Genomic DNA, 21,181 nt, shown 5'->3' on the forward strand with positions numbered 1-21,181 from the left:
CAGCGCGCTTCGGGTGCTACCGCAACTTCGGTTCGACCAACTGCGCAACCTGCACGGCAACCGGACACGGATCCACCTTGCCGCCGCCCGTCACCGCGACGTCGACGCGCGACGATCCGCTGACTCCGATGGCGATGAGGCAGTTGCCGAGCCCATCGGCAGCAAGCTTGGCCTCATGGCCACCGACTTTCGTGTCGGTGATCCGCCTGCCATTCGGCTGAAGACCGGCAAGGCCGACATTCGCCTGGATACCGACGATCATGCTGAGGTCCTTGGCACTGAACAGGCAGCTGTCTGCCGTGCCAACCTTCTTTCGCTGCGGCTGGCTGGTAGCGCCCGCGCTGGCAGCCTCGCTTTGGGACAGCAAGGAGCAGGGGTCCCTGCTGTCCAGCGGGGTGTCCTTGCCGGCGGAGCTGGGCGCGCTGCTGCTCGGCGACGCGCTCGGCGCGACTGATTCACCGCACCCGGCGGCAGCAAGCAGAGTGGCTCCGAGTAGACCGGCCAGGACGACGAGTCGTTTCATGGGGATTCCCCGGTGTGGTCTATGCACTCTTAGTGTTCGAGCTTTGACGCGACGTCACCATGATCAGTTCCCTCAGCGGACCTGGACCAGCAGCGCCGTCAGGTACCGGCCGAGCCGGCCGGAGTCGGCGGGGCTGTAGGTGACCCGCATTCGACCGTCGCGGCCGATGTCGGGCATCGCGGCGTAGCGGCCGACATCCGTGTCCACCCAGTTCATCGTGGCCGGCTCGGACTCCCGCCCGTGGCGACCCCGCGCCGCGACCGTGAAGTAGCCACCGCCGAGCCTGGGGCGCCGCAGGATGTCCTCCGCCGCGTGCCGTTGGCCGTCCGGCGCTCCTCGGGGCGCGTTGACGGACGACGTGAACGTGGCTTCCTCGAAGTCCTTGGCACGCCGACGGGAGACCGCGGTGTCGTCGGCGACCGTGACCGACGCGCCGGGGCCCGGATGCAGCGGGGGCAACAGGCCAAGCAGCCCGGGCACCAGCGCGTCGGGCTCCACCAACTCGAAGCGGACCGTCTCGCCCTGCTGTACCGCGAGCACGCCGACCCGGTCGTCGGCTGCGGCCAGGGCGTGCCGTTGAGTCCTGCCAGCGCTGCCGACCATCGCAACCGTCACGCGACCCCCGGCGAACAGCGTCAGCGCCTCCGTCAGCTCCGGCGCGAACTCGCCGCCCCACACCAGTCCGCGTGCCGTCAGATCCCGGTGCACAGCCCCGACCAGCGCGACGCGTTCCTCGGTCGTCTCGCCGTGGTGCGGGATGGTGAACGGGAACCGCCGCACGTCCAGTCGCAGCGCGTCCCCTAGCACGTCCATGGCCGCGAACGAACACTCGAACCCCCGACCCACCGCTGACCGCTCCTCTCCGCACGCCCTCCCCACGGTGCGTGACCGAGGTCGAATACTGCCAGTCGAGTAGTGATCGGCGGAGAGTTACCGAATGGCGTCCCTCGAATGTCCCATCTCGGGCCTGAATCCTGGGGTATCCACGAAAGGAACCTGATGACTCACTCCACCGGGCAGGACCTCCGCATCGGCGTCGTCGGGCTGGGCATGCGCAGCCAGCTCGCCGAGTACGCACACCGCCCTGGCGAGGGCGCGCGCGTGGTGGCCGTCTGCGACACCAGGCAGGCCGCCCTCGAGGCCGCCCGCGCGCGGTACGGCACCGACCTGGTCACCACGGACGACCACCGGACGCTGCTCGACGCGGACCTCGACGGCGTCTTCGTGTTGACGCCGGACCACACCCACGAGGAGATCACGATCGCGTTCCTCGCGGCGGGTGTGGCGACGTTCGTGGACAAGCCGCTGGCGATCACCATCGAGGGCTGCGACCGGGTGCTCGAGGCGGCGCGCGAGCACGGCACGCGGCTCTACGTCGGGCACAACATGCGCCACATGCCGGTGGTCCTCGCGATGCGCGAGTTGATCGAGAACGGTGCCATCGGCGAGGTCAAGGCCGTGTGGTGCCGGCACTTCGTCGGCCACGGCGGCGACTTCTACTTCAAGGACTGGCACGCCGACCGCCGCAACACCACGAGCCTTCTGCTCCAGAAGGGCGCGCACGACCTCGACGTCATCCACTGGCTGGCCGGCGGCACCACCCGCAGGGTCAACGCGCTCGGCGGGCTGGTGGTGTACGGCGGGATCACCGACCGCGCCGACCGGAGCGACCAGCTCATGCGCGACTGGTGGAAGCCGGAGCGGAACTGGCCGCCGACCGCGCTGACCGGGCTCAACCCGGTCGTCGACGTCGAGGACATCAGCATGGTGAACCTCCAGCTCGACAACGGAGTGCTGGCCAGTTACCAGCAGTGCCACTTCACCCCGGACTACTGGCGCAACTACACCGTCATCGGCACCGAGGGCAGGCTGGAGAACTTCGGCGACTCCGCGGGCGGGCACGTGAAGGTGTGGAACCGCCGCAGCGGCTACAACCCGGACGGCGACCTGACCGTGCCGCTGCCCGAGTCGGACGGCTGGCACGACGGCGCCGATCCTCGCCTTGTCGACGAGTTCCTGCGGTTCGCCAGGGACGGCGGCCGGACGTTGACCTCGCCGGTCGCGGCGCGCGAGGCCGTGGCCGCGGGCTGCGCGGCCACCGCCTCGCTGCGCGACGGCGGCCGGCCGGTCGACATCGCCGCGCCGGACGCCGACCTGGTCGAGTACTTCGCCGGGGGACAGGTCACATCTGGCGCACGCCGCAGTTGATCCTTCGTCGGCGCGGCCGACGGAACCAGGCGGGGAACCAGGCTGGGAGCCGGGCGGGAGCCCAAGCGTGGAACCACGCAGGAACCGCACAGCAAGCACAACGGGAATTCTCCGGGACATCGTAGGAGAGTCGTGAAACCGCGAGATCGCGGTTCGGCATGCGGGAGCGGGGAAACCGCCGCACACCGTTCCCGGGCCGCCGGCGCGCCGCGCGCCGGAGTTCGCGGATATTCCTCGGCTGTCGCAACAGACTGGCGCAACAGACTGGCATCCTGCGCGAGTAAACGTGATCCAACGCGTCATCAAGTCCGTGCCATCGTCGGGCGGCGACCGGATGCGCGCGGGATGCGGCGGCGGATGCCGGGGAACCGGTCCGCCGTCGATGCCGGAGGCAATCCCGGAGTCGGCGGGCCGGATTGCCCTGCCCAGTGTCGCGGCCGTCACGGCGCAGCGCCATCGCCGATCCGGGCCACGCAGGTAAACTGCGCATTCCGTCGGTGCGCCCGCCTCGGCGACGCATGATCATCAGGAGGACCCCGGTGACCCACACCGCTGCCGAGGCCCAGCAAGAGGCTCAGATCGTGCAGCGCCGCGTGCTCGTCGCCGAGGACGAGGCGCTCATCCGCCTGGACCTCGTCGAGATGCTGCGCGAGGAGGGTTACGAGGTGGCCGGCGAGGCCGCCGACGGCGAGGAGGCCGTGCGGCTCGCCACGGAACTGCGTCCTGACCTGGTCATTCTCGATATCAAGATGCCAGGAGTCGACGGCATCGAGGCCGCGTCGGTGATCGCGGGCGGTCGCATCGCCCCGGTGGTCATGCTGACCGCGTTCAGCCAGCGCGACCTCGTCGAGCGGGCCCGCGACGCCGGTGCGATGGCCTACCTGGTCAAGCCGTTCGCCAAGCGCGACCTGGTGCCGGCGATCGAGCTGGCGATGAGCCGCTTCGCCGAGCTGAAGGCGTTGGAGAACGAGGTCGTCGGGCTCACCGAGCGGCTGGAGACCCGCAAGGTCGTCGAGCGCGCCAAGGGTCTGCTGATGGCGAAGCAGGGGCTCACCGAGCCTGAGGCCTTCCGCTGGGTTCAGCGCACCGCGATGGACCGCAGGAGCACTATGAAGGCCGTCGCCGAAGCGGTTATCGAAAACTTCGGCTGAGTATATCCCGCGCCCTCTCGACTTAAGGTTCACTTAACACTTCGCCGCGCCCGCACGCGGTTACTGCCAGTATTGTTCTCGTGACATTTGGCGATAATCCCGTTACCGTGTCCGATTAACGGACTGTATTTTTCAGGTGACGACCGTCACGATGTGGACACAGAGCTGAGTGTCCACCTATCCAACTCAGCTTTTGATGGCTACCTTCCTCCCCTAACCCAGCCCCGCGTGGGGCTCCGCCCTAGGGCGGCCGGTTGGTCATGTGGGAGGTACCCGGTGTCAAGAGCACGACTCGCACGAGTTCTCATGCTGGCGGCCACTGCGTCGCTTGTCCTGGGGGCGTGTTCGGCGAGGACGGACACGAACTCCGGCGGCGATTCCGGCTCTGGCGCCGCCGCGCCGTCCAAGCCTGCGGACGCCGCCGATCCGAAGGGCGACGGCAAGGCCACCTGTAGTGGCGTTTCGCTCGCCTACGCCGGCACCATCAACGGTGGCAACGCCGCGCTCGGCCAGAACATCCTCTGGGGCGTCAAGCTCGCCGTGCAGCAGCACAACGAGGCCAACAAGGGCTGCCAGGTCGACCTGAAGCAGTTCGACACCGAGGGCAGCCCGGACAAGGCACCCGGCATCGTCACCCAGGTGATCTCCGACCCGAAGATCATCGGCGCCGTCGGCCTGCCGTTCTCCGGTGAGTCCAAGGCTGCCGGTCCGATCTTCGAGCAGGCCGGCCTGGTGCACGTCACGCCGTCCGCCACGAACCCCGACCTCGCGACGCACGGCTGGAAGACCTTCTTCCGCGCCCTGGGTAACGACGCGGTGCAGGGCCCGGCCGCGGCCAAGTTCATCACCGAGAACCTCAAGGCCGCCAAGGTCTGCGTGATCAAGGACGACTCCGAGTACGGCAAGGGTCTCGCCAAGGCCGTCAGCGACGCGCTTGGCAGCAAGCTCACCTGCTCGGACGACGTCAAGACCAAGCAGACCGACTTCGCCGCCGTGGTCGGCAAGGTCAAGTCCGCCAACCCTGACGCGATCTTCTACTCCGGCTACTACCAGGAAGCCGCGCCGTTCGCGACGCAGCTCAACGACGCCGGCGTGAAGGCCAAGTTCGTCGGTCCGGACGGTGTCAAGGACGACGAGTTCGTGAAGGGTGCTGGCGACGCCTCGGCCGCCGCGTACTTCACCTGCCCGTGTGTGCCGGCCGACGCGTTCACCGACTTCTTCAACTCCTACAAGAAGCTCGCTGGCCAGGAGCCCGGTACGTACTCCCCCGAGGGCTACGACGCCACCACGATCCTGCTCAAGGGCATCGACAAGGGCATCAAGGACCGCGCAGGGCTGCTGGACTTCGTGAAGAACTACGACGGCCAGGGTCTCACCAAGCACTTCAAGTGGGACGACAAGGGCGAGCTCGCCAAGACGACCGTGTGGACCTACAAGGTGGACAACGGCAAGATCGTCAAGAACGTCGAGATCAAGTAAAACCCCACCCGCCAGAGGTAACTGGGGCATGTGTGCGGCGGCTGCGTGCCGCGCACATGCCCCAGCTCATCGTCAGGAACGAGTAGAACCGTGAACCACGTAGTCACGTTCCTCGCGGATGGCTCCGACTGGATTAACTTCGACGTTGGCGCACTGCGGGACCAGTTCTGGAACGACACCATCGAGGGGCTCTCCCAAGGCAGCATCTACGCGCTCGTGGCGCTGGGCTACACCCTCGTCTACGGCGTGCTGCGCCTGATCAACTTCGCCCACTCCGAGGTCTTCATCTTCGGCGTGTTCGGCGCGTACTTCACCTTCTTCGGCCTCGGTTTCCGTCCCGGCCCGACCCCGGAGCTCGGGGCAGGCGAGCTGATCCTGTATCTGGCGCTGGCGCTGATAGTCGCGATGTTGGTGTCCGGCGCGACAGCGGTCGTCGTCGAACGCGTCGCCTATCGGCCGCTGCGTCGAAGAGGCGCGCCACCACTGGTCTTCCTGATCACCGCGATCGGCGCGTCCTTCGTGCTCCAGCAGATCCTGTTCATCTGGCGCGGTGGCAACCAGGAGCGCGCGATCCGGCTGATGCGCCCGCAGGAGGTCTTCACGATCTTCGGCGCGTCGGTCACCAATCTCCAGATCATCATCGTGCTCGCGTCCATCGTGCTGATGCTGATCGCGAACACGTTCATCAACCGCACCAGGCTCGGCCGGGGTGTGCGCGCGGTGGCCCAGGATCCCGACACCGCGACGCTGATGGGTGTCAACAAGGAACGCGTCATCATGCTGACGTTCCTCATCGGCGGCCTGCTCGCTGGTGCGGCCGCGTTGTTCTACCTGATGAAGGCGCCGACCGGCGCGTCCTACCAGGGCGGCTTCCTGTTGGGTATCAAGGCGTTCACCGCCGCGGTGCTCGGCGGCATCGGCAACCTGCGCGGCGCCCTGCTCGGTGGTCTCATCCTCGGCATCGTGGAGAACTACGGTCAGTCCGTGTTCGGCGGCGGCTGGCGCGACATCGTCGCGTTCGTGCTGCTGGTCGTCGTGCTGATGTTCCGTCCGACGGGCATTCTGGGCGAGTCCCTAGGGAAGGCACGGGTATGAACGCACACCACACCGCCTCCCCACCGGCCAAGGTGTCCGGCATGCAGACCATGCGCGACAAGTGGAACAGCCTGAGCCGGGTCCAGCAGTGGGCCGTGCTGATCCCGCTCGTCGTGCTGATCTACCTGCTGCCGGTGCTCAACCCGCCGCTGCTCACCACGGAACCGAACTACAACTTCCCGATCGCGATGTTCGACGTGGCGCGCTACGCGCTGATCGCCATCGGGCTCAACGTGGTGGTCGGTCAGGCCGGGCTGCTCGACCTCGGCTACGTCGGCTTCTTCGCGGTCGGCGCGTACGTCGCGGCGCTGTTCACCAGCCCGGACTCCATGCTGCACAAGCTGCCCTACCTCGCGGTGCTCCCGCTGGCCGTCGTGGTGACGATGTTCTTCGGCGTCATCCTCGGCGCGCCGACGCTGCGACTGCGCGGGGACTACCTCGCGATCGTGACGCTCGGCTTCGGCGAGATGGTCCGCCTGCTCGCCGACCAGGTGCCCGCGCTGCGCGGCAACTCCGGCTTCCAGACGGTCGGCCACCCGCCGGGCACCCGCGCCGACGGCACCGCGCTGTTCAACCAGACCGACGGGAAGCCGTGGTACTGGCTCGCGGTCACGCTCGTGATCGGCGTGCTGCTGTTGGTCGGCAACCTGGAACGCAGCCGGGTCGGCCGCGCCTGGGTCGCCATCCGCGAGGACGAGGCCGTCGCCGAGATCATGGGCGTGCCCACCTTCAAGTACAAGATCTGGGCGTTCGTGATCGGCGCCGCGATCGGCGGCCTGTCCGGCGCGCTGTACGCGGGGCAGATCGGCTTCGTGAACAACCAGAAGTTCGACGTCACGACCTCAGTGCTGTTCCTGGCCGCCGTGGTGCTCGGCGGTTCCGGCAACAAGGTCGGCGTGATGCTCGGCGCGTTCGTCATCGCCTACCTGCCGCTGCGGTTCTCGGGCATCGCGGAGTACAAGTACCTGATCTTCGGCCTGGCGCTGATCGTGCTGATGCTGTTCCGGCCGCAGGGCCTGCTCGGCGCGCGGCAACGCCTGCTGGCCAAGGGCAGAGAGGCCTACCAACGCCTGCTCGGCAGGCCGGAACAGATCAGCAGCGACAGCTCGCTCGTCGCTGAACCGGGGAAGGAGGCGGGGGCATGAGCGAGGACGTGACGGCTGCCGATCAGCCCGAGGTTCCCGCCGAGGGTGGCATCGTCGCCGAGGTGGCGCGGATGTCGCCGGCGGAGCTGGCCGCGCACGAGGCCGAGGTCGCCGAGGCGGTGGCCCCGGACCGCGAGATCGAGGTCGCGGTCGGCGACACCCTGTTGGCGATGCAGGACGTCACGCTCCAGTTCGGCGGCCTTGTCGCGCTCGACTCGGTGAACTTCGAGATCCGGCGCGGCGAGATCCTCGGCCTGATCGGGCCGAACGGCGCCGGTAAGACGACGTGCTTCAACGTGATGACCGGGGTCTACCGGCCGACGTCGGGGCAGGTCGTGCTGGAGGACCGTCCGCTCGGCAAGCGCAAGCGGCACGAGATCACCCAGCTCGGCATCGCCCGCACCTTCCAGAACATCAGGCTGTTCGGCGAGATGACCACGCTGGAGAACGTGGTCGTCGGCGCGGACGCCAGGCACAAGACCAGCGTGCTCGGCGCGCTCGCGCGGGTGCCGAGGCACCACCGCGAGGAGCGGGAGGCCGTCGAGCGCGGCATGGCTCTGCTGGAGTTCGTCGGCATCGCCGACCGCGCCGCGGACAAGGCGAAGAACCTGCCCTACGGCTACCAGCGGCGGTTGGAGATCGCCAGGGCGCTGGCCACCGAGCCGAAGCTGCTGTGCCTGGACGAGCCCGCTGCCGGCTTCAACCCCGCGGAGAAGGAAGAGCTGATGGGGCTCATCCGCAAGATCCGCGGGGACGGGTACACCGTGCTGCTCATCGAGCACGACATGCGCCTGGTGATGGGCGTGACCGACCGCATCGTGGTGCTGGAGTTCGGCAAGAAGATCGCGGAGGGCGTGCCCGCCGAGATCAGGGACAACCCGGCCGTGATCGCTGCCTACCTGGGGGTGCCCGACGATGGCGCTGCTTGAGCTGAGTGACGTGTCCGTCCACTATGGACGGATCGGTGCGTTGTCCGGGATCTCGCTCACCGTCGAGGAAGGCGAGATCGTCACGCTGATCGGCGCGAACGGCGCCGGCAAGACCACCACCATGCGGGCGATCTCCGGGATCCGGCCGCTGTCCGGCGGGAAGATCACCTTCGACGGCGAGGACATCACCAAGCTGCGCGCCGATCTTCGCGTGGTGCGCGGGATCTCCCAGGCCCCAGAGGGTCGCGGCGTGTTCCCCGGCATGACCGTGCTGGAGAACCTCGACATGGGCGCGTACGCGCGCAAGGACCGCAAGAACCTCGCCGAGGACTTCGAGCGGGTCTTCACGCTGTTCCCCAGGTTGGGGGAGCGCAAGTCCCAGGTCGGCGGCACCATGTCCGGCGGTGAGCAGCAGATGGTGGCGATCGGCCGCGCGCTGATGGCGCGACCGAGGCTGCTGTTGCTCGACGAGCCGTCGATGGGCCTGGCGCCGCAGTTCATCCAGCAGATCTTCCGGATCATCACGGAGATCAACCAGCAGGGCACGACGGTGCTGCTGGTGGAGCAGAACGCGCAGCAGGCGCTGAGCCGGGCGCACCGGGCGTACGTGCTGGAGACGGGCAGCATCAGCAAGACCGGCACCGGCCCGGAGTTGCTGGCGGACCCGTCCGTCAAGGAGGCGTACCTCGGCGTGGCCTGATCTTTGAGCAGGCGGACGACGAACGACGATCGGGGCACCCGGCAGCAGCCGGGTGCCCCGTTTCGTTCTCAGCGCCTGATCGTCGACCTGTGAACTTTGGGGAAAAGGTTCGAGGGGTGACGGCCTGCGGCTCGTAACACCTGAGCAAGGCCCATGCCCGGACGCCCATGCCCGGACAGTGGATCCGGCAGGCTAGGCGGTCTCGCCGGGCGGCCGCTCGCGCAGCACGCAGGTCAGCCGGGCCGTGCAGGTGCGCCTGCCGTCCTCGTCGGTGATGACGATCTCGAACGTCGCCGTGCTGCGGCCGGTGTGCAGCGGCGTGCACACTCCGGTGACCAGGCCGTCGCGGGCCGCCCGGTGGTGCGTGCAGGACAGTTCGAGGCCGAGCGCCACCCGGTCCGGCGCCGCGTGCATCGCCGAGGCGATCGAGCCGAGCGACTCCGCAAGCACCGCGTTCGCGCCGCCGTGCAGCAGCCCGTACGGCTGCCGGTTGCCGGCCACCGGCATGGTGCCGACCAGCCGGTCGCGGTTCCACTCGGTGATCTCGATGCCCATCCTGGACATCAGCTGCTCGTCGGCCAGGTCGGGACCGCCGGTGACGTCCGGGGCGCCAGGGGCTTCGGTCGGGTCGGGAGCCACCATGGGCACCTCCGGTCTCTCGGTAGCACTGCGCTAGTACGGCTGTACTGGTCAGCGCCCTGCGACGCTGTCAGGGCTCCACCCTAGACTCGCCTCGTGCCTGCCTCGCCTGAAGCCCGTAGTGACCAAGCCGACAGCGCCGGACCCGGCCGCCTGCTGCTCATCGACGGCCACTCGATGGCCTACCGAGCCTTCTACGCCCTGCCCAAGGACAACTTCCAGACCGGCACGGGGCAGGTCACCAACGCGGTCTACGGCTTCACCTCGATGCTGATCAACCTGCTGCGCGACGAGCAGCCCACGCACGTCGCGGTGGCCTTCGACGTGTCCCGCAAGACCTTCCGCACCGAGGCCTACGCCGAGTACAAGGCCACCCGCAGCGCCACTCCGGACGAGTTCAAGGGCCAGGTCAGCCTCATCCAGGAGGTGCTGGCCACGCTGCGCATCCCGGCGCTCCAGAAGGAGAACTTCGAGGCGGACGACCTGATCGCCACGCTCTCCACGATGGCCGTCGCCGAGGGCTTCGACGTGGCCATCTCCACCGGGGACCGGGACGCGTTGCAGCTGGTCAACGAGCACGTCACGGTGCTGTACCCGGTCAAGGGCGTCTCCGAGATGGCCAGGTACACCCCCGAGCTGGTGCTGGAGAAGTACGGCGTGACGCCGACCCAGTACCCGGACTTCGCCGCGCTGCGCGGCGACCCGTCGGACAACCTGCCCAAGATCCCCGGTGTCGGCGAGAAGACCATCACCAAGTGGATCCAGGAGTTCGGCTCGCTGGCCGCCTTGGTCGACCGCGCCGACGAGGTCAAGGGCAAGGCGGGCGAGGCGCTGCGCGCGAACCTGTCCAACGTGCTGCTCAACCGGCAGCTCACCCAGCTCATCCACGACGTCGAGCTTGGCGTCACCGTGCCCGACCTGGCCGCGCAGCCCTGGGACCGCGACGCGGTGCACCGGCTGTTCGACGAGCTGGAGTTCCGGGTCCTGCGCGACCGGCTGTTCGCCACGCTGTCCACCGCCGAGCCGGAGGCCGAGGAGGGCTTCGAGGTCAGCGGCGGCGAGGTGCCGAGCGACGAGCTGGCCGCGTGGCTGGCCGAGCACGTCACCGGCGGCGGCAGGGTCGGCATGGCCTTCCGCGGCAGCGGCACCGACCTCACCGGCCTCGCCCTGGCCACGGCGACCGGCGACGGCGGTTACGTCGACGTCACCGCGCTCACCGAGTCCGACGAGCAGGCGCTCGCGGCCTGGCTGGCCGACGAGTCGGTCGCCAAGGCCGCGCACGACGTCAAGGAGCCGTTGCAGGGGCTGTGGGCGCGCGGCTGGACGCTCGGCGGGCTGTCCACGGACACCGCGCTCGCCGCGTACCTGGTCCGGCCCGGCCAGCGGTCCTTCCCGCTGGACGACCTGGTGCTGCGCTACCTCCAGCGGGAGCTGCGCGCCGAGGACGGCCCGGCCGACGGCCAGCTGTCGCTGCTCGACGGCGAGGACGAGGACAAGAAGCAGGCCGCCGGCGCGGACATCCTGCGGGCACGGGCGATCGCCGAGCTGGCCGACGCGCTGGACACCGCGCTGGAGGGCATCGGCAGCACCGGGCTGCTCACCGACCTCGAGCTGCCGCTGCTCAAGGTGCTCGCCGAGCTGGAGGCCGTCGGCATCGCCGTCGACGCCGAGCAGCTCGCCGCCCTCGAGGCGCACTTCGCCGCCGGAGTGAAGCAGGCCGCGCAGGACGCGTACGCGGTGATCGGCAAGGAGATCAACCTCGGCTCGCCCAAGCAGCTCCAGGTGGTGCTGTTCGACGAGCTGAACATGCCGAAGACCAAGCGCACCAAGACGGGCTACACCACCGACGCCGAGGCGTTGCAGGACCTCTTCGACAAGACCGAGCACCCGTTCCTCCAGTACCTGCTGGCGCACCGGGACGTCACCAGGCTCAAGAGCACCGTGGACGGCCTGCTCAAGTCGGTCGCCGACGACGGCCGCATCCACACGAGCTTCCAGCAGACCGTCGCCGCGACCGGACGGCTGTCCTCGACCGACCCGAACCTCCAGAACATCCCGGTGCGCACCGACGAGGGCAGGCGCATCCGCGACGCGTTCGTGGTCGGCGGCGAGTACGTCGAGCTGATGACCGCGGACTACAGCCAGATCGAGATGCGGATCATGGCGCACCTGTCCAAGGACGAGGGCCTGATCGAGGCGTTCAACAGCGGCGAGGACCTGCACACCTTCGTCGCGTCCAAGGCGTTCGGCGTGCCAGGTGACGAGGTCACGAGCGAGCTGCGCCGCAGGGTCAAGGCGATGTCCTACGGCCTCGCGTACGGACTGTCGGTGTACGGGCTGGCGCAGCAGCTGCGGATCTCCGCCGAGGAGGCCCGCGCGCAGATGGACGCCTACTTCTCCCGGTTCGGCGGGGTGCGCGACTACCTGCTGGCCGTGGTGGACCGGGCGCGCAAGGACGGCTACACGGAGACCATCCTGGGCCGCCGGCGCTACCTTCCCGACCTGAACAGCGACAACCGGCAGCGCCGCGAGATGGCCGAGCGGATGGCGCTGAACGCCCCGATCCAGGGCAGCGCGGCCGACATCATCAAGGTGGCCATGCTCGGTGTTCGGCGGGCGCTGACGGAGTCCGGCCTGCGCACCAGGATGCTGCTCCAGGTGCACGACGAACTCGTGCTGGAGATCGCCGAAGGCGAGCGCGAGGCGGTCGAGGCCTTGGTGCGCGCGCAGATGGGTGGCGCCTACCAGCTGGACGTGCCGATGGAGGTGTCGGTCGGCGTCGGCCGCTCCTGGGACGCGGCCGCGCATTGACAGTCGCCGGGCCGGTCGTGCCGACCGGCCCGGGAAACCTGCTGGTCACGCCCTCAGCGACCCGCGCGATCGAGGGCGGCGACCTCGCGCACGGCCTCGGCGACGGCGCGGAAGTCCTTGCGCAGGATCGAACCGTGGTTGCTGGCGACCTTCGCGCTGATCCGGATGTTCGGGTTGCGGGCGGTCACCGTGGAGAGGCTGGCGCGGATCCGCTCCTGCTCGTCGCCCTTGCTCCCGAAGGACGTCCCCGACGCCACCACGTACCGGGTCGGGACGGTGATGTTGTCCATGATGGGGCCCAGTTCGCGTACGCGGGCGATCCTGCCGATCTCGATGTTGCTGGTCGCGATCTGGTCGGCACTCATCCTCGGGGTGAGGCCCGTCGGGCGCAGCAGCGGCAGCAGCCAGCTCATCCGCCGAAACAGCGCGCGGATCCGCTGCTCGATGGCGTCGTCCAGCCAGTCGTAGGGCTGCGCGCCCTCGACGAGGACCGTGCCGACGGTGCGTTCGGGATTGCGGCTGGCCCAGTGCGCCGCGACGGACGCCCCGTAGGACCAGCCCACCACCAGCGCGCGCTCCACGCCCCTGGCCGCGAGCACGGCGTCGACGTCCCGGACGTTCGTCTCGAACGAGTAGTCCGCCGACCGCCTCGACTTGCCGCGGGCCCGCATGTCGTAGGTGACGTGCCGCCACCCCGGCCTCAGTTCGGCGATGACCCGCCGCCAGTACCCCTGGGTGGCGGTGTGGCCGTTGAGGTAGACCACGGGGACACCGGGGCCGCCGGTGTCGGTGACGGCCAGGGCCGTGTCATCGACCGGCACCATGCCTGTCCATATCGCTTTGGTCGAGGACGTGCTGTTCTTCGTCATGTGGTCACTGTCGGTGTCCGGCCGGACACCGCCCTGACGTCACCCTGACACGGCGCCCCACCTGGTCGCAGCGCGGCGAGGAGCCGGGTGGGCGACCGGCTGCCCGGCTCCTCCCGCAACGCGGCCGATCGGGCGTAATTCCGATCGACGTGGGGATGCCGGGGCTTGGTGCGCTGTGTCTGTCGGCACCCGGCGGTAGCCTTGGGCGATGCCGCTCCTCGGACCAGCCGACCCGCTGCCGTTGTCGCCGCGCCGCGTGCTCGTCGCCGGTACCTCGGGGGCCGGCAAGTCGACGCTGGCCAGGCGCGTCGCGGCCGAACGCCGTCTGTCCTATGTGGAGCTTGACGCGTTGCACCACGGTCCACAGTGGACGCCACGACCGGAGTTCGCCTCGGACGTCGAGAAGTTCACCGCCCTGCCGCAGTGGGTCACGGAGTGGCAGTACCACGCGGTGCGGCCGTTGCTGCTGGAGCGCGCCGACCTGCTGGTCTGGCTGGACCACTCGCGCGGCACGGTGATGCGCCGGTTGACCTTCCGCACGGTCAGCAGGCGGCTGCGCCGGGTGGAGCTGTGGAACGGCAACACCGAGCCGCCGCTGCGGACCGTGTTCACCGACTCCGAGCACCTGCTGCGGTGGGCGTGGCGCTCGCACGGCGGCATGCCCGACCGGATCCGCGCGGTGCTCGCCGGACCGCACGGGGCCAGGTTGACGGTCGTCCGGCTGCGCGGACAACGACAGGTGGAGGCCTGGCTCGCCGGTCCGCTCCGGCTCGCCGACGGCGTTCGAAAGGAGCACTGCACATGAGCGCACGGACCGCACTCGTCCTCGGTGGCACCGGAATGCTCGTCGGCTGCGCAGAGGCGCTCGTCGCCGAGGGCTGGCGGGTGGTGCTGCCCAGTCGTCGCCAGGCGGTCCTGTCGGCCGAGGTGACCGCGCAGCCCGCCGGGCTCGGCATCGCCGCCCGTCAGTCGATGCGGCCGCCGGGGCACCTGCCGACCGCCGTCGAGGACGGGCCGCGAACGCCGCAGGTCCGCTGGGTCTCCGCCGACTGGTCCGAGCCCGAGCTGCTGGCCTCGGCGACCGAGGACGCGCTGGACGGGCCCGCCGACCTGCTGGTGGCCTGGGTGCACCCGACGTACCGGGCCGCCGTGCTGCGGGCCGTCGCGCCGCTGCTCGCCCCGCACGCCCCAGTGGTCGAGGTGCACGGCAGCGAGTCGGCCGATCCCGTCCGCGGCCTCCCCGACCCGGTGCTGTCCACGCACCCGACGCAGCTGGTCGTGCTGGGCTGCGTCCGGCACTCCGGCACCACCAGGTGGCTCAGCCATGCCGAGATCTCCACCGCCGTCCGGGAGGCCGTGCATCGGGCTCTCGACGGCCGCGCGCCCTCTGCGCATGTCGTTGGTGAGCCGGCCTGACCGGACGGCGGCGCGCGGTTCACCGGCGCGCGGTTCACCGGCGCGCGGTTCACCTGCGGTCGGCCTGGTGCGTCAGACGGTCGGCCAGGGCGCGCACCTCGTCGCGCAGCTCTGCGGGGCGGCGGATGGTGAACGGCCAGCCGAGGCCGGCCAGCATCGCGGCCATGCCGTCTAGGTGCTCGGCCCTGGTCCGCATGAGCACCCCGTCAGCCTCGGCGGACAGCGTCGCCACCGAACGCGGGATCTTCCGTCGGGCGGCCGCGAGCGTCGTGTCAAGCACGACCTCGACCTCGTGCGCGTACGGCACCGAGGACAGGCCGGCGACCACGTGCGCGACCGGGTCGAAGCCCGTCGGCTCGGTGAAGGTCTCCGTGCCGAGCGTGGCGAGCGCGATCCGGTCCAGCCGGAACGTGCGGACCTCGCCGCGCAGGTGGTCGTGGCCGGTGACATACCAGCGGCCGGCGTGGAAGACCAGCCCGTACGGGTCCAGCTCGCGATCGGTCTCGCCGCCGCTCCAGGACCGGTAGCGCAGGCGGGTGCGCAGCCGCCTGCGGGCGGCGTCGGCGAGGGTCAGCAGTGTCTCGGCGGCCGGTCGCGCCTGCGCCCCGGTGCCCGAGGTCAGGTCGAGGGTGTGCTCGACCGCGCCGACGCGCTCGCGCAGCGCGGCCGGCAGCACCCGCTGGATCTTGGCCAGCGCGCTCTCGGTCGCGGTCTCGCCGACCGCCAGGCCGGTCCGCCGCCCGGCGAGCAGGCCGAGCACGACGGCGGTCGCCTCGTCGTCGGTGAGCATCAGCGGCGGGAGCCGGTACCCGGCCAGCAGCCGGTAGCCGCCGTGCCGGCCGCGCCCGGCCTCCACCGGCACGCCGAGGTCGGCGAGCCTGGCCACGTATCGGCGGACCGTGCGCTCGTCCACCTCCAGCCTGGTGGCCAGCTCGACACCGGTCAGGCCGGGCCGCGCCTGCAACAGCTCGAGCAGCGCGAGCACGCGGGTCACGGGATGGGTCACCAGAACTCCGATCGAAATCCGGGCGGATCCTGTCCGGATGCGATTCTAGGCTGGGACCAGACAACCGATGAAGGAGACAGCAATGAGCACGTTCGTCCTGGTCCCCGGCTTCTGGCTCGGCGCGTGGGCGTGGCGCGGGGTCGTCGAGCCGCTGCGCGCCGCGGGCCACACCGCGTACCCGGTGACGCTCACCGGGCTGGCCGACCGCGCGCACCTGGCCGGCCCCTCGGTCGACCTGGACACGCACATCGCCGACGTGGTCAACCTGATCACCCACGAGGACCTGCACGACGTCGTCCTGGTCGGGCACAGCGGCAGCGGGATCGTCGTCACCGGGGCGGCCGACCGGATCCCCGAGCGGATCGCGCGCGTGGTCTACGTGGACAGCGGGCCGGTCGCGGACGGGCTGTCGCAGTTCGACCTGTTCCCGCCGCACGTCCAGGAGGAGACCAAGGCTGGGCTGGTGGACGGCTGGCGGCACCCGTTCCCGAGCTGGGCGCGGCACGAGGCGAACGGCGCCTCGCTCGCCGGGCTCGGCGAGGTAGAGCGGGCCGCGATGACCGCCCGCGTCACGGACCACCCCGCAGGCGCGATCACCCAGCCGCTGACGCTGACCGGGGCGGGCGCCGCGCTGCCGAAGACGCTGGTGACCTGCTCGTTCCCGCTCGAGCAGGTGCGCGCGATGATCGAGGCGCGGCACCCGTACTTCGCGGCGCTGGCCGGCCCGGAGTGGGACTTCCACGAGCTGCCGACGGGCCACTGGCCGATGTTCTCCCGCCCGGCCGACACGGCGGAGGTCCTGATCAAGGCCGCCTGAGCGCTACGGCTGCGGGGCGGGGTTGCGGCTGAGTCCCCTGACCAATAACAGGACGGACTCCCGCACCTCGTCCTGCGTGCGCTCCGGCTGGAACACCTGCCAGTCCAGCGCGACCACCAGCAGCGTGCCGAACAGCGCGGCGGACGCCGTCGGCACCTGCACGCCCTCGGGCAGCCGGCCGGCGTCGGCCAGCCGCTGCATCTGGGCGCGCAGGATCGACACGATGTCGTCGCGCAGCAGGCTCAGCGTGCCGTGCCACTGGCCTGGTGTCCGCCACAGCTCGCTGACCAGCAGCTGGCCGAAGGCGGGGTACTCGGCGAAGAAGCCGAGCATCCCGTCGACCAGCGCCTCCACCGCGCGCTGGTTGTCGTCCTCCTGCTCGGCCGCGCGCAGCCGACCGGCCAGCAGCTCGACCCCGTGCCGCAGCAGGGCGTCCACCAGCGCGTCCTTGCTGGCGAAGTTGTAGTAGACGGTGCCCTTGGCGACCCCGGCCTCGGCCGCTATCTCGTCCACCGTCACGCTCGCCGCGCCGCGCTCGCCGACCAGCCTGAGCGCGGCGTCGAACAGCTTCTGCTTGGTGACGGCGGTGCGGCCGGGCCTGGTCGAGGTCACAGCACGAGCTCCGGCTTGAGTCGGGATGGCGTCCACACCCGCTGCTTGTACGCGGCGTAGGTGGACAGGGCAAGCCCCAGCACCAGATAGCCCACGAGCACCCCGACGTCCTTGCCGATGCTGCTCAGGTCGCCGCCGTAGATCAGGTGCCGCAGGCCGTCCACCACGTAGCCCATCGGCAGGCCGACGTGTAGCGGGTGCAGCGGCCCAGGGATGGTCTGCCACGGGAAGGTGCCGCCCGCGCTGACCAGCTGGAGGATCAGCAGCACCAGGCCGAGGAACTTGCCCACCGCGCCGAGCAGCGCGTTGAGCGCGTGAATGATCGCGATGAACGTCATCGAGGTGAGCAGAAGGAAGCCGAAGGTCGCGAACGGCCTCGCCGGGTGGATGCCGACGGCGAGGGTCACCATCGCGTACATGACCACGACCTGGGCCACGCCGAGCGCCGCGGCCGGCAGCCAGCCGCCGACGGCGATCCGCAGCGAGGACTGCCCGGCGGCCAGCGCGCGCCGGGACAGCGGGCGCAGCAGCAGGAACAGTACGAAGCCGCCGATCCAGGTGGCCAGGCCGAGGAAGAACGGGGCGAGGCCCGCGCCGTAGGTGCCAGCCTCGGACTGGTGGGCGCTCTTGACCGCGACCGGGTCGCCGATGGTCTTCGCGGTGGCCTGGCGGGTCGGGTCGTCGGGGTTGGGGATCTGGTTCACGCCGTCGTTGAGCCCGTCGCGGAGCTTGGCACTGCCGTCCACGGCGGTCTTCTCGCCGTCGCGGAGCTGCGTCGCGCCGTCGCGGAGCTGGCCGAGCCCGTCGCGGAGCTGGGGGAGCTGGTCGGCCATCTGCGCGTTGCCGTCGGCGACCTGCTTGGCTCCGTCGTTGAGCCGGTTGATCCCGCTGACCATTGCCGGCGTGGCGGCCGCCAACTTGCTGGTGCCGGCGGACAGCTGCTGGGCGCCGGCGGCGAGGTCCTTCGCGCCGGCTGCCGCCTGCTTCGACCCGTCGGCGAGCGCGTTCAGCTGGCCGGCGGCCGTCTGGATCTTGCCGTTGACGTCGTCGATCGGCTTGCGTGCCTTGCCGAGGGCATCCATCACCTGCTTGACCTGGTCGTCGGTGAAGCCGGCGTTCTTCAGGTCCTGGGCGACGGTGCCGTTGAGCTGGTCGAGCCCGCCGACGAACTGCTGGCCGATGCTCGCGATCTCGTTGCCCTTCTGGGCGAACTGGGCGTTGCCGTCGGCGATCTTGGGCAGGTTGTCCGCCAGTTGCTGACTGCCGTTCGCGAGCTTCGTGGCTCCGTCGTTGAGCTGTTGCGACTGGCTGGGCAGGTCCTTGGTCTGGTCGCGCAGCGTGCCGAGGCCGCTCGACACCTCCGCTGAGCCATCCCGGAGCCTGTTGGCTCCGTCGACGGCCGTGCCGGTCTTGTCGTACGCGGTGTTCAGACCGTCGACCAGCTTCTGCGAGCCGTCCAGCAGCTTCGCCTGGCCGTCGGCCAGCTTCGTCGCGCCGTCGGCGGCCTCCGCCGTCTTGCCCCGGATGGTGGAGAAGCCAAGCAGCAGCTTGTCCGCCGCCTCGGTGCCGATCTTCGCGGACACCGACCGACGCACCTCGCTGACCACCGTGTTCGCGATGGTGCTGCCGAGGTAGTTGTTGGCGTCGTTGGTGGTCAGCGTGATGATGCCCTGCCGGGGCTTGAACTCGCTCGGCGACAGCAACGCCTGGGAGAAGTCGGCCGGCAGGGTCAGCGCGAACGTGTACTTGTCGTTGGCCACCCCGGCCTCGGCCTCGCTGGCGCTGACCTGTCGCCAGTCGAACTTCTTGCCGGACAACAGCTCGGTCGCGACCTCCTTGCCGGCCTCGAGGTGCTTGCCGTCCGAGGAGGTCGCGCCGGTGTCCTGCACGACCAGCGCGGCCGGCACGTTCTTGAGGTTGCCGTAGGGATCCCAGTTCGCGTACAGGTACAGCGAGCCGTACAGCAGCGGCACGAGAATGAGCGCGAACACGGCGAGCTTGGGCAGCTTGCCCGCACTGACCCGGCGCAGCTCGTTGACGGCCATCCGGACGGAGGTCACGGAGTCTCCTGAAATTCTTGGGTTGCGGCGATGCCGATCGGGGTGGGCTGCTCGTCCTGGCCGAGCCGGGCGGCCGGCACGCCGAGCAGGCGCGCGGAGCTGGTGGAGCACAGCACGACGACGGCGCGGTCCGGGGTGACGTGCCGGCGCGCGGCCTCCCACCAGGGGTGCGGGTCCTCGTGGTGCCGGTCGGGCAGCACCAGCAGCAGGGCGCGCGCGTCGGTCCGGAGCGCGGCGAGCGCGAGCTGCACCTCGGTGCGGACCTGGGGCGGCACGTTCTCGAACCTGGCGGACGCGAGCTGGTCGGCGCCCTGCTCGGTGAGCCAGTCGGCGACGGCCTTGCGGCCGGCGGGCCGGCCGGCCATGGCCAGCTCCTCGCCGACGACGTCGGCCAGCTTGAGCGCTTCCTCCGGCTCGGTGACCTCGGGCGCGTCCACCACCACGGTCTGCCTGCGCAGCTCCGCCTCGGCCGTGCGGCCGTCCAGCAGAACCATGCCGGTGCTCGGCCGCATGCGGCCGGAGAGCACCAGTGCGAGCGTGGTGTGGCCGGTGCCGGGCTCCCCGGCGACCAGGGCCAGCTCGCCCTGCCTGACCCGCAGCGAGGTCGGCCGCAGCAACGGACCGTGCGGTCCCGCGACGCCGACGCGCTGGGCGTGGATCTCCACCCTGCCTCCTTTGAACTGACCAGTCAGTTCAAATAATGGTGCGCGCAGGCACGCGACGCAACCTGAGAAGGGTGTGACCTCCCGCCCACCGTCGCCACTCGAAACGGCTCGGCACGGGACCGGTCAGCGAAGGGCGCCGGCCGGCCGGACCTCCCACACGGTCCACAGTGGACGATAGCCCTGTCGGATCCAGAACACCGAGGACAGCGGGTTCGGCGGGTTGTAGTAGAGGTAGCTGCCGATCGCGCCGCGTCGGTGCAGCTCGCGGTGCACGTGCGCCATGAGCTGCTGGCCGACGCCGGCCCCGCGCGCGCCGGGCAGGACCGACACACAGTTGACATAGCCCCACCGCCCCAGCGGCAGCCGCGACGCGATCCAGCTGCCCGGCGTCGACTCGCTCAGCGCGCACTCGGCCAGCGCCACCGCGATGCCGTCCCGCTCGGCCAGCCACACCAGGCCGCCGGCCTGTAACCGCTCGCGCAGCGCCGCGCGCTTGAGGTCGGCCGCCTCCGGCCGCTGCACGGTCGCCCCGACCAACGCGGAGTAGGCCAGCTCGGCCATGGCCAGGTCGACCACGACGTCCAGGTCGCGCGGCGCGGCCTCGCGGATCGTCAGGGTGGTCGGCACCGAGTTCGCCGGGGGCGCCGCGCGCCGCACCGCGATCGTCGACAGCGGCACGAGCCCGTGGTCCAGCAGCGCCCTGGTGCCCTCCGCGTCCCGGCTCGGCCAGGTCACCACGCAGGACGAGTCCGGTCCCGGCTCGCCGAGCCGGTCCAGCCGCCGCCGCCACGCCCGCAGCACCGCGTCCATGCCGGCCAGCCCCGAGCCGCCGATCAACGGGGTCAGCTCCCAGACCTCGTCGGCCGACCACAGCCGCGCCAGCGCGCCGGGCTCGTGCAGGTGGCGGCTGAGCACCCCGGCCACCCGGCTGCCGTCGGTCAGCGCCGCGGTGATCACGTCGCCGTCCGGGGGCTCCGCCGCCGGCGGGAGCAGCGGGTCGAGCGCGCCGAAGCGTGTCGACTGCGCCTCCATCAGTCCCCGACCGACGGTCATCGT

20 protein-coding genes are annotated in these 21,181 nt (G+C 70.3%); 11 read left to right on the forward strand and 9 right to left on the reverse strand.

Going from position 1 to position 21,181, the window contains the following annotated elements:
* Window positions 1-16: 16 nt before the first annotated feature.
* Window positions 17-523 carry a DUF3558 family protein gene (locus F0L68_RS16130; RefSeq protein WP_149850400.1) on the reverse strand — a complete coding sequence of 169 codons (507 nt, stop codon included), beginning with the start codon at window positions 521-523 and terminating at the stop codon, window positions 17-19.
* 72 nt (window positions 524-595) lie between these two features.
* Window positions 596-1,336 (reverse strand): ESX secretion-associated protein EspG, encoded by a 741-nt coding sequence (locus tag F0L68_RS16135; RefSeq protein WP_149850401.1) that lies wholly within the window; start codon window positions 1,334-1,336, stop codon window positions 596-598.
* A 186-nt stretch (window positions 1,337-1,522) separates the two neighbouring features.
* Between F0L68_RS16135 and F0L68_RS16140 the strand changes: the two genes are divergently transcribed.
* The 7 genes from F0L68_RS16140 to F0L68_RS16170 all read left to right on the forward strand — a co-directional run bounded on the left by F0L68_RS16140 (window position 1,523) and on the right by F0L68_RS16170 (window position 9,230).
* A complete protein-coding gene (locus tag F0L68_RS16140; RefSeq protein WP_149850402.1) occupies window positions 1,523-2,731 on the forward strand; it encodes a Gfo/Idh/MocA family protein in 1,209 nt (402 codons plus the stop codon).
* 539 nt (window positions 2,732-3,270) lie between these two features.
* Window positions 3,271-3,882 (forward strand): ANTAR domain-containing response regulator, encoded by a 612-nt coding sequence (locus F0L68_RS16145; protein WP_149850403.1) that lies wholly within the window; start codon window positions 3,271-3,273, stop codon window positions 3,880-3,882.
* A 306-nt stretch (window positions 3,883-4,188) separates the two neighbouring features.
* Window positions 4,189-5,361 carry a branched-chain amino acid ABC transporter substrate-binding protein gene (locus tag F0L68_RS16150; RefSeq protein WP_149850404.1) on the forward strand — a complete coding sequence of 391 codons (1,173 nt, stop codon included), beginning with the start codon at window positions 4,189-4,191 and terminating at the stop codon, window positions 5,359-5,361.
* Between the two features lie 90 nt (window positions 5,362-5,451).
* Entirely contained in the window at window positions 5,452-6,456 is a 1,005-nt protein-coding gene (locus F0L68_RS16155) for a branched-chain amino acid ABC transporter permease (RefSeq protein WP_149850405.1), read from the forward strand.
* Between the two features lie 41 nt (window positions 6,457-6,497).
* Complete coding sequence (locus F0L68_RS16160; RefSeq protein WP_438672288.1) at window positions 6,498-7,601, forward strand: branched-chain amino acid ABC transporter permease; 1,104 nt, start codon at window positions 6,498-6,500, stop codon at window positions 7,599-7,601.
* Complete coding sequence (locus tag F0L68_RS16165; protein ID WP_149850407.1) at window positions 7,598-8,530, forward strand: ABC transporter ATP-binding protein; 933 nt, start codon at window positions 7,598-7,600, stop codon at window positions 8,528-8,530. Before F0L68_RS16160 ends, F0L68_RS16165 begins: the two co-directional genes overlap by 4 nt.
* Entirely contained in the window at window positions 8,517-9,230 is a 714-nt protein-coding gene (locus F0L68_RS16170; RefSeq protein WP_149850408.1) for an ABC transporter ATP-binding protein, read from the forward strand. Before F0L68_RS16165 ends, F0L68_RS16170 begins: the two co-directional genes overlap by 14 nt.
* Window positions 9,231-9,422: 192 nt before the next feature.
* Here the strand turns inward: F0L68_RS16170 and F0L68_RS16175 are convergent, their stop codons facing one another.
* Complete coding sequence (locus F0L68_RS16175; protein WP_149850409.1) at window positions 9,423-9,872, reverse strand: hotdog fold thioesterase; 450 nt, start codon at window positions 9,870-9,872, stop codon at window positions 9,423-9,425.
* A 93-nt stretch (window positions 9,873-9,965) separates the two neighbouring features.
* On the opposite strand from F0L68_RS16175, the gene polA reads away from it, so the two are divergent.
* Entirely contained in the window at window positions 9,966-12,680 is a 2,715-nt protein-coding gene (gene polA / locus F0L68_RS16180; protein ID WP_223198831.1) for a DNA polymerase I, read from the forward strand.
* Window positions 12,681-12,733: 53 nt separating this feature from the next.
* Here the strand turns inward: polA and F0L68_RS16185 are convergent, their stop codons facing one another.
* A complete protein-coding gene (locus F0L68_RS16185; RefSeq protein ID WP_149850410.1) occupies window positions 12,734-13,549 on the reverse strand; it encodes an alpha/beta fold hydrolase in 816 nt (271 codons plus the stop codon).
* 208 nt (window positions 13,550-13,757) lie between these two features.
* Between F0L68_RS16185 and F0L68_RS16190 the strand changes: the two genes are divergently transcribed.
* Window positions 13,758-14,354: a P-loop NTPase family protein gene (locus tag F0L68_RS16190; RefSeq protein ID WP_149850411.1), complete on the forward strand. Its 597-nt coding sequence runs from the start codon at window positions 13,758-13,760 to the stop codon at window positions 14,352-14,354.
* Window positions 14,351-14,965: a Rossmann-fold NAD(P)-binding domain-containing protein gene (locus F0L68_RS16195; protein ID WP_223198832.1), complete on the forward strand. Its 615-nt coding sequence runs from the start codon at window positions 14,351-14,353 to the stop codon at window positions 14,963-14,965. Before F0L68_RS16190 ends, F0L68_RS16195 begins: the two co-directional genes overlap by 4 nt.
* Before the next feature lie 49 nt (window positions 14,966-15,014).
* On the opposite strand, the gene F0L68_RS16200 is transcribed toward F0L68_RS16195, so the two are convergent.
* The gene (locus F0L68_RS16200) at window positions 15,015-15,971 is read right to left on the reverse strand and encodes a helix-turn-helix transcriptional regulator (protein WP_149850412.1); all 957 of its coding nucleotides are present in this window, start codon (window positions 15,969-15,971) and stop codon (window positions 15,015-15,017) included.
* An 82-nt stretch (window positions 15,972-16,053) separates the two neighbouring features.
* Here F0L68_RS16200 and F0L68_RS16205 point away from each other — a divergent pair, with 82 nt between their 5' ends.
* Window positions 16,054-16,788 (forward strand): alpha/beta fold hydrolase, encoded by a 735-nt coding sequence (locus F0L68_RS16205; RefSeq protein WP_149850413.1) that lies wholly within the window; start codon window positions 16,054-16,056, stop codon window positions 16,786-16,788.
* Between the two features lie 3 nt (window positions 16,789-16,791).
* On the opposite strand, the gene F0L68_RS16210 is transcribed toward F0L68_RS16205, so the two are convergent.
* The 4 genes from F0L68_RS16210 to F0L68_RS16225 all read right to left on the reverse strand — a co-directional run bounded on the left by F0L68_RS16210 (window position 16,792) and on the right by F0L68_RS16225 (window position 21,178).
* Window positions 16,792-17,400: a TetR/AcrR family transcriptional regulator gene (locus F0L68_RS16210; RefSeq protein WP_223198833.1), complete on the reverse strand. Its 609-nt coding sequence runs from the start codon at window positions 17,398-17,400 to the stop codon at window positions 16,792-16,794.
* Complete coding sequence (locus F0L68_RS16215; protein ID WP_149850415.1) at window positions 17,397-19,460, reverse strand: YhgE/Pip domain-containing protein; 2,064 nt, start codon at window positions 19,458-19,460, stop codon at window positions 17,397-17,399. The genes F0L68_RS16210 and F0L68_RS16215 overlap by 4 nt, the downstream gene beginning before the upstream one ends.
* Window positions 19,457-20,125 carry an ATP-binding cassette domain-containing protein gene (locus F0L68_RS16220; protein ID WP_149850416.1) on the reverse strand — a complete coding sequence of 223 codons (669 nt, stop codon included), beginning with the start codon at window positions 20,123-20,125 and terminating at the stop codon, window positions 19,457-19,459. The genes F0L68_RS16215 and F0L68_RS16220 overlap by 4 nt, the downstream gene beginning before the upstream one ends.
* Before the next feature lie 123 nt (window positions 20,126-20,248).
* The gene (locus tag F0L68_RS16225; protein WP_149850417.1) at window positions 20,249-21,178 is read right to left on the reverse strand and encodes a GNAT family N-acetyltransferase; all 930 of its coding nucleotides are present in this window, start codon (window positions 21,176-21,178) and stop codon (window positions 20,249-20,251) included.
* Window positions 21,179-21,181 lie beyond the last annotated feature (3 nt).

Source organism: Solihabitans fulvus (assembly GCF_008386585.1).
Classification (GTDB): domain Bacteria; phylum Actinomycetota; class Actinomycetes; order Mycobacteriales; family Pseudonocardiaceae; genus Solihabitans; species Solihabitans fulvus.

Bases quoted from the DNA above. Each gene is read 5' to 3' on its own strand.
- F0L68_RS16130 (WP_149850400.1), bottom strand. From the start codon at position 523: ATGAAACGACTCGTCGTCCTGGCCGGTCTACTCGGAGCCACTCTGCTT.
- F0L68_RS16135 (WP_149850401.1), bottom strand. From the start codon at position 1,336: ATGGACGTGCTAGGGGACGCGCTGCGACTGGACGTGCGGCGGTTCCCG.
- F0L68_RS16140 (WP_149850402.1), top strand. From the start codon at position 1,523: ATGACTCACTCCACCGGGCAGGACCTCCGCATCGGCGTCGTCGGGCTG.
- F0L68_RS16150 (WP_149850404.1), top strand. From the start codon at position 4,189: ATGCTGGCGGCCACTGCGTCGCTTGTCCTGGGGGCGTGTTCGGCGAGG.
- F0L68_RS16160 (WP_438672288.1), top strand. From the start codon at position 6,498: ATGCAGACCATGCGCGACAAGTGGAACAGCCTGAGCCGGGTCCAGCAG.
- F0L68_RS16165 (WP_149850407.1), top strand. From the start codon at position 7,598: ATGAGCGAGGACGTGACGGCTGCCGATCAGCCCGAGGTTCCCGCCGAG.
- F0L68_RS16170 (WP_149850408.1), top strand. From the start codon at position 8,517: ATGGCGCTGCTTGAGCTGAGTGACGTGTCCGTCCACTATGGACGGATC.
- F0L68_RS16175 (WP_149850409.1), bottom strand. From the start codon at position 9,872: ATGGTGGCTCCCGACCCGACCGAAGCCCCTGGCGCCCCGGACGTCACC.
- F0L68_RS16185 (WP_149850410.1), bottom strand. From the start codon at position 13,549: ATGACGAAGAACAGCACGTCCTCGACCAAAGCGATATGGACAGGCATG.
- F0L68_RS16190 (WP_149850411.1), top strand. From the start codon at position 13,758: ATGCCGCTCCTCGGACCAGCCGACCCGCTGCCGTTGTCGCCGCGCCGC.
- F0L68_RS16195 (WP_223198832.1), top strand. From the start codon at position 14,351: ATGAGCGCACGGACCGCACTCGTCCTCGGTGGCACCGGAATGCTCGTC.
- F0L68_RS16205 (WP_149850413.1), top strand. From the start codon at position 16,054: ATGAGCACGTTCGTCCTGGTCCCCGGCTTCTGGCTCGGCGCGTGGGCG.
- F0L68_RS16225 (WP_149850417.1), bottom strand. From the start codon at position 21,178: ATGACCGTCGGTCGGGGACTGATGGAGGCGCAGTCGACACGCTTCGGC.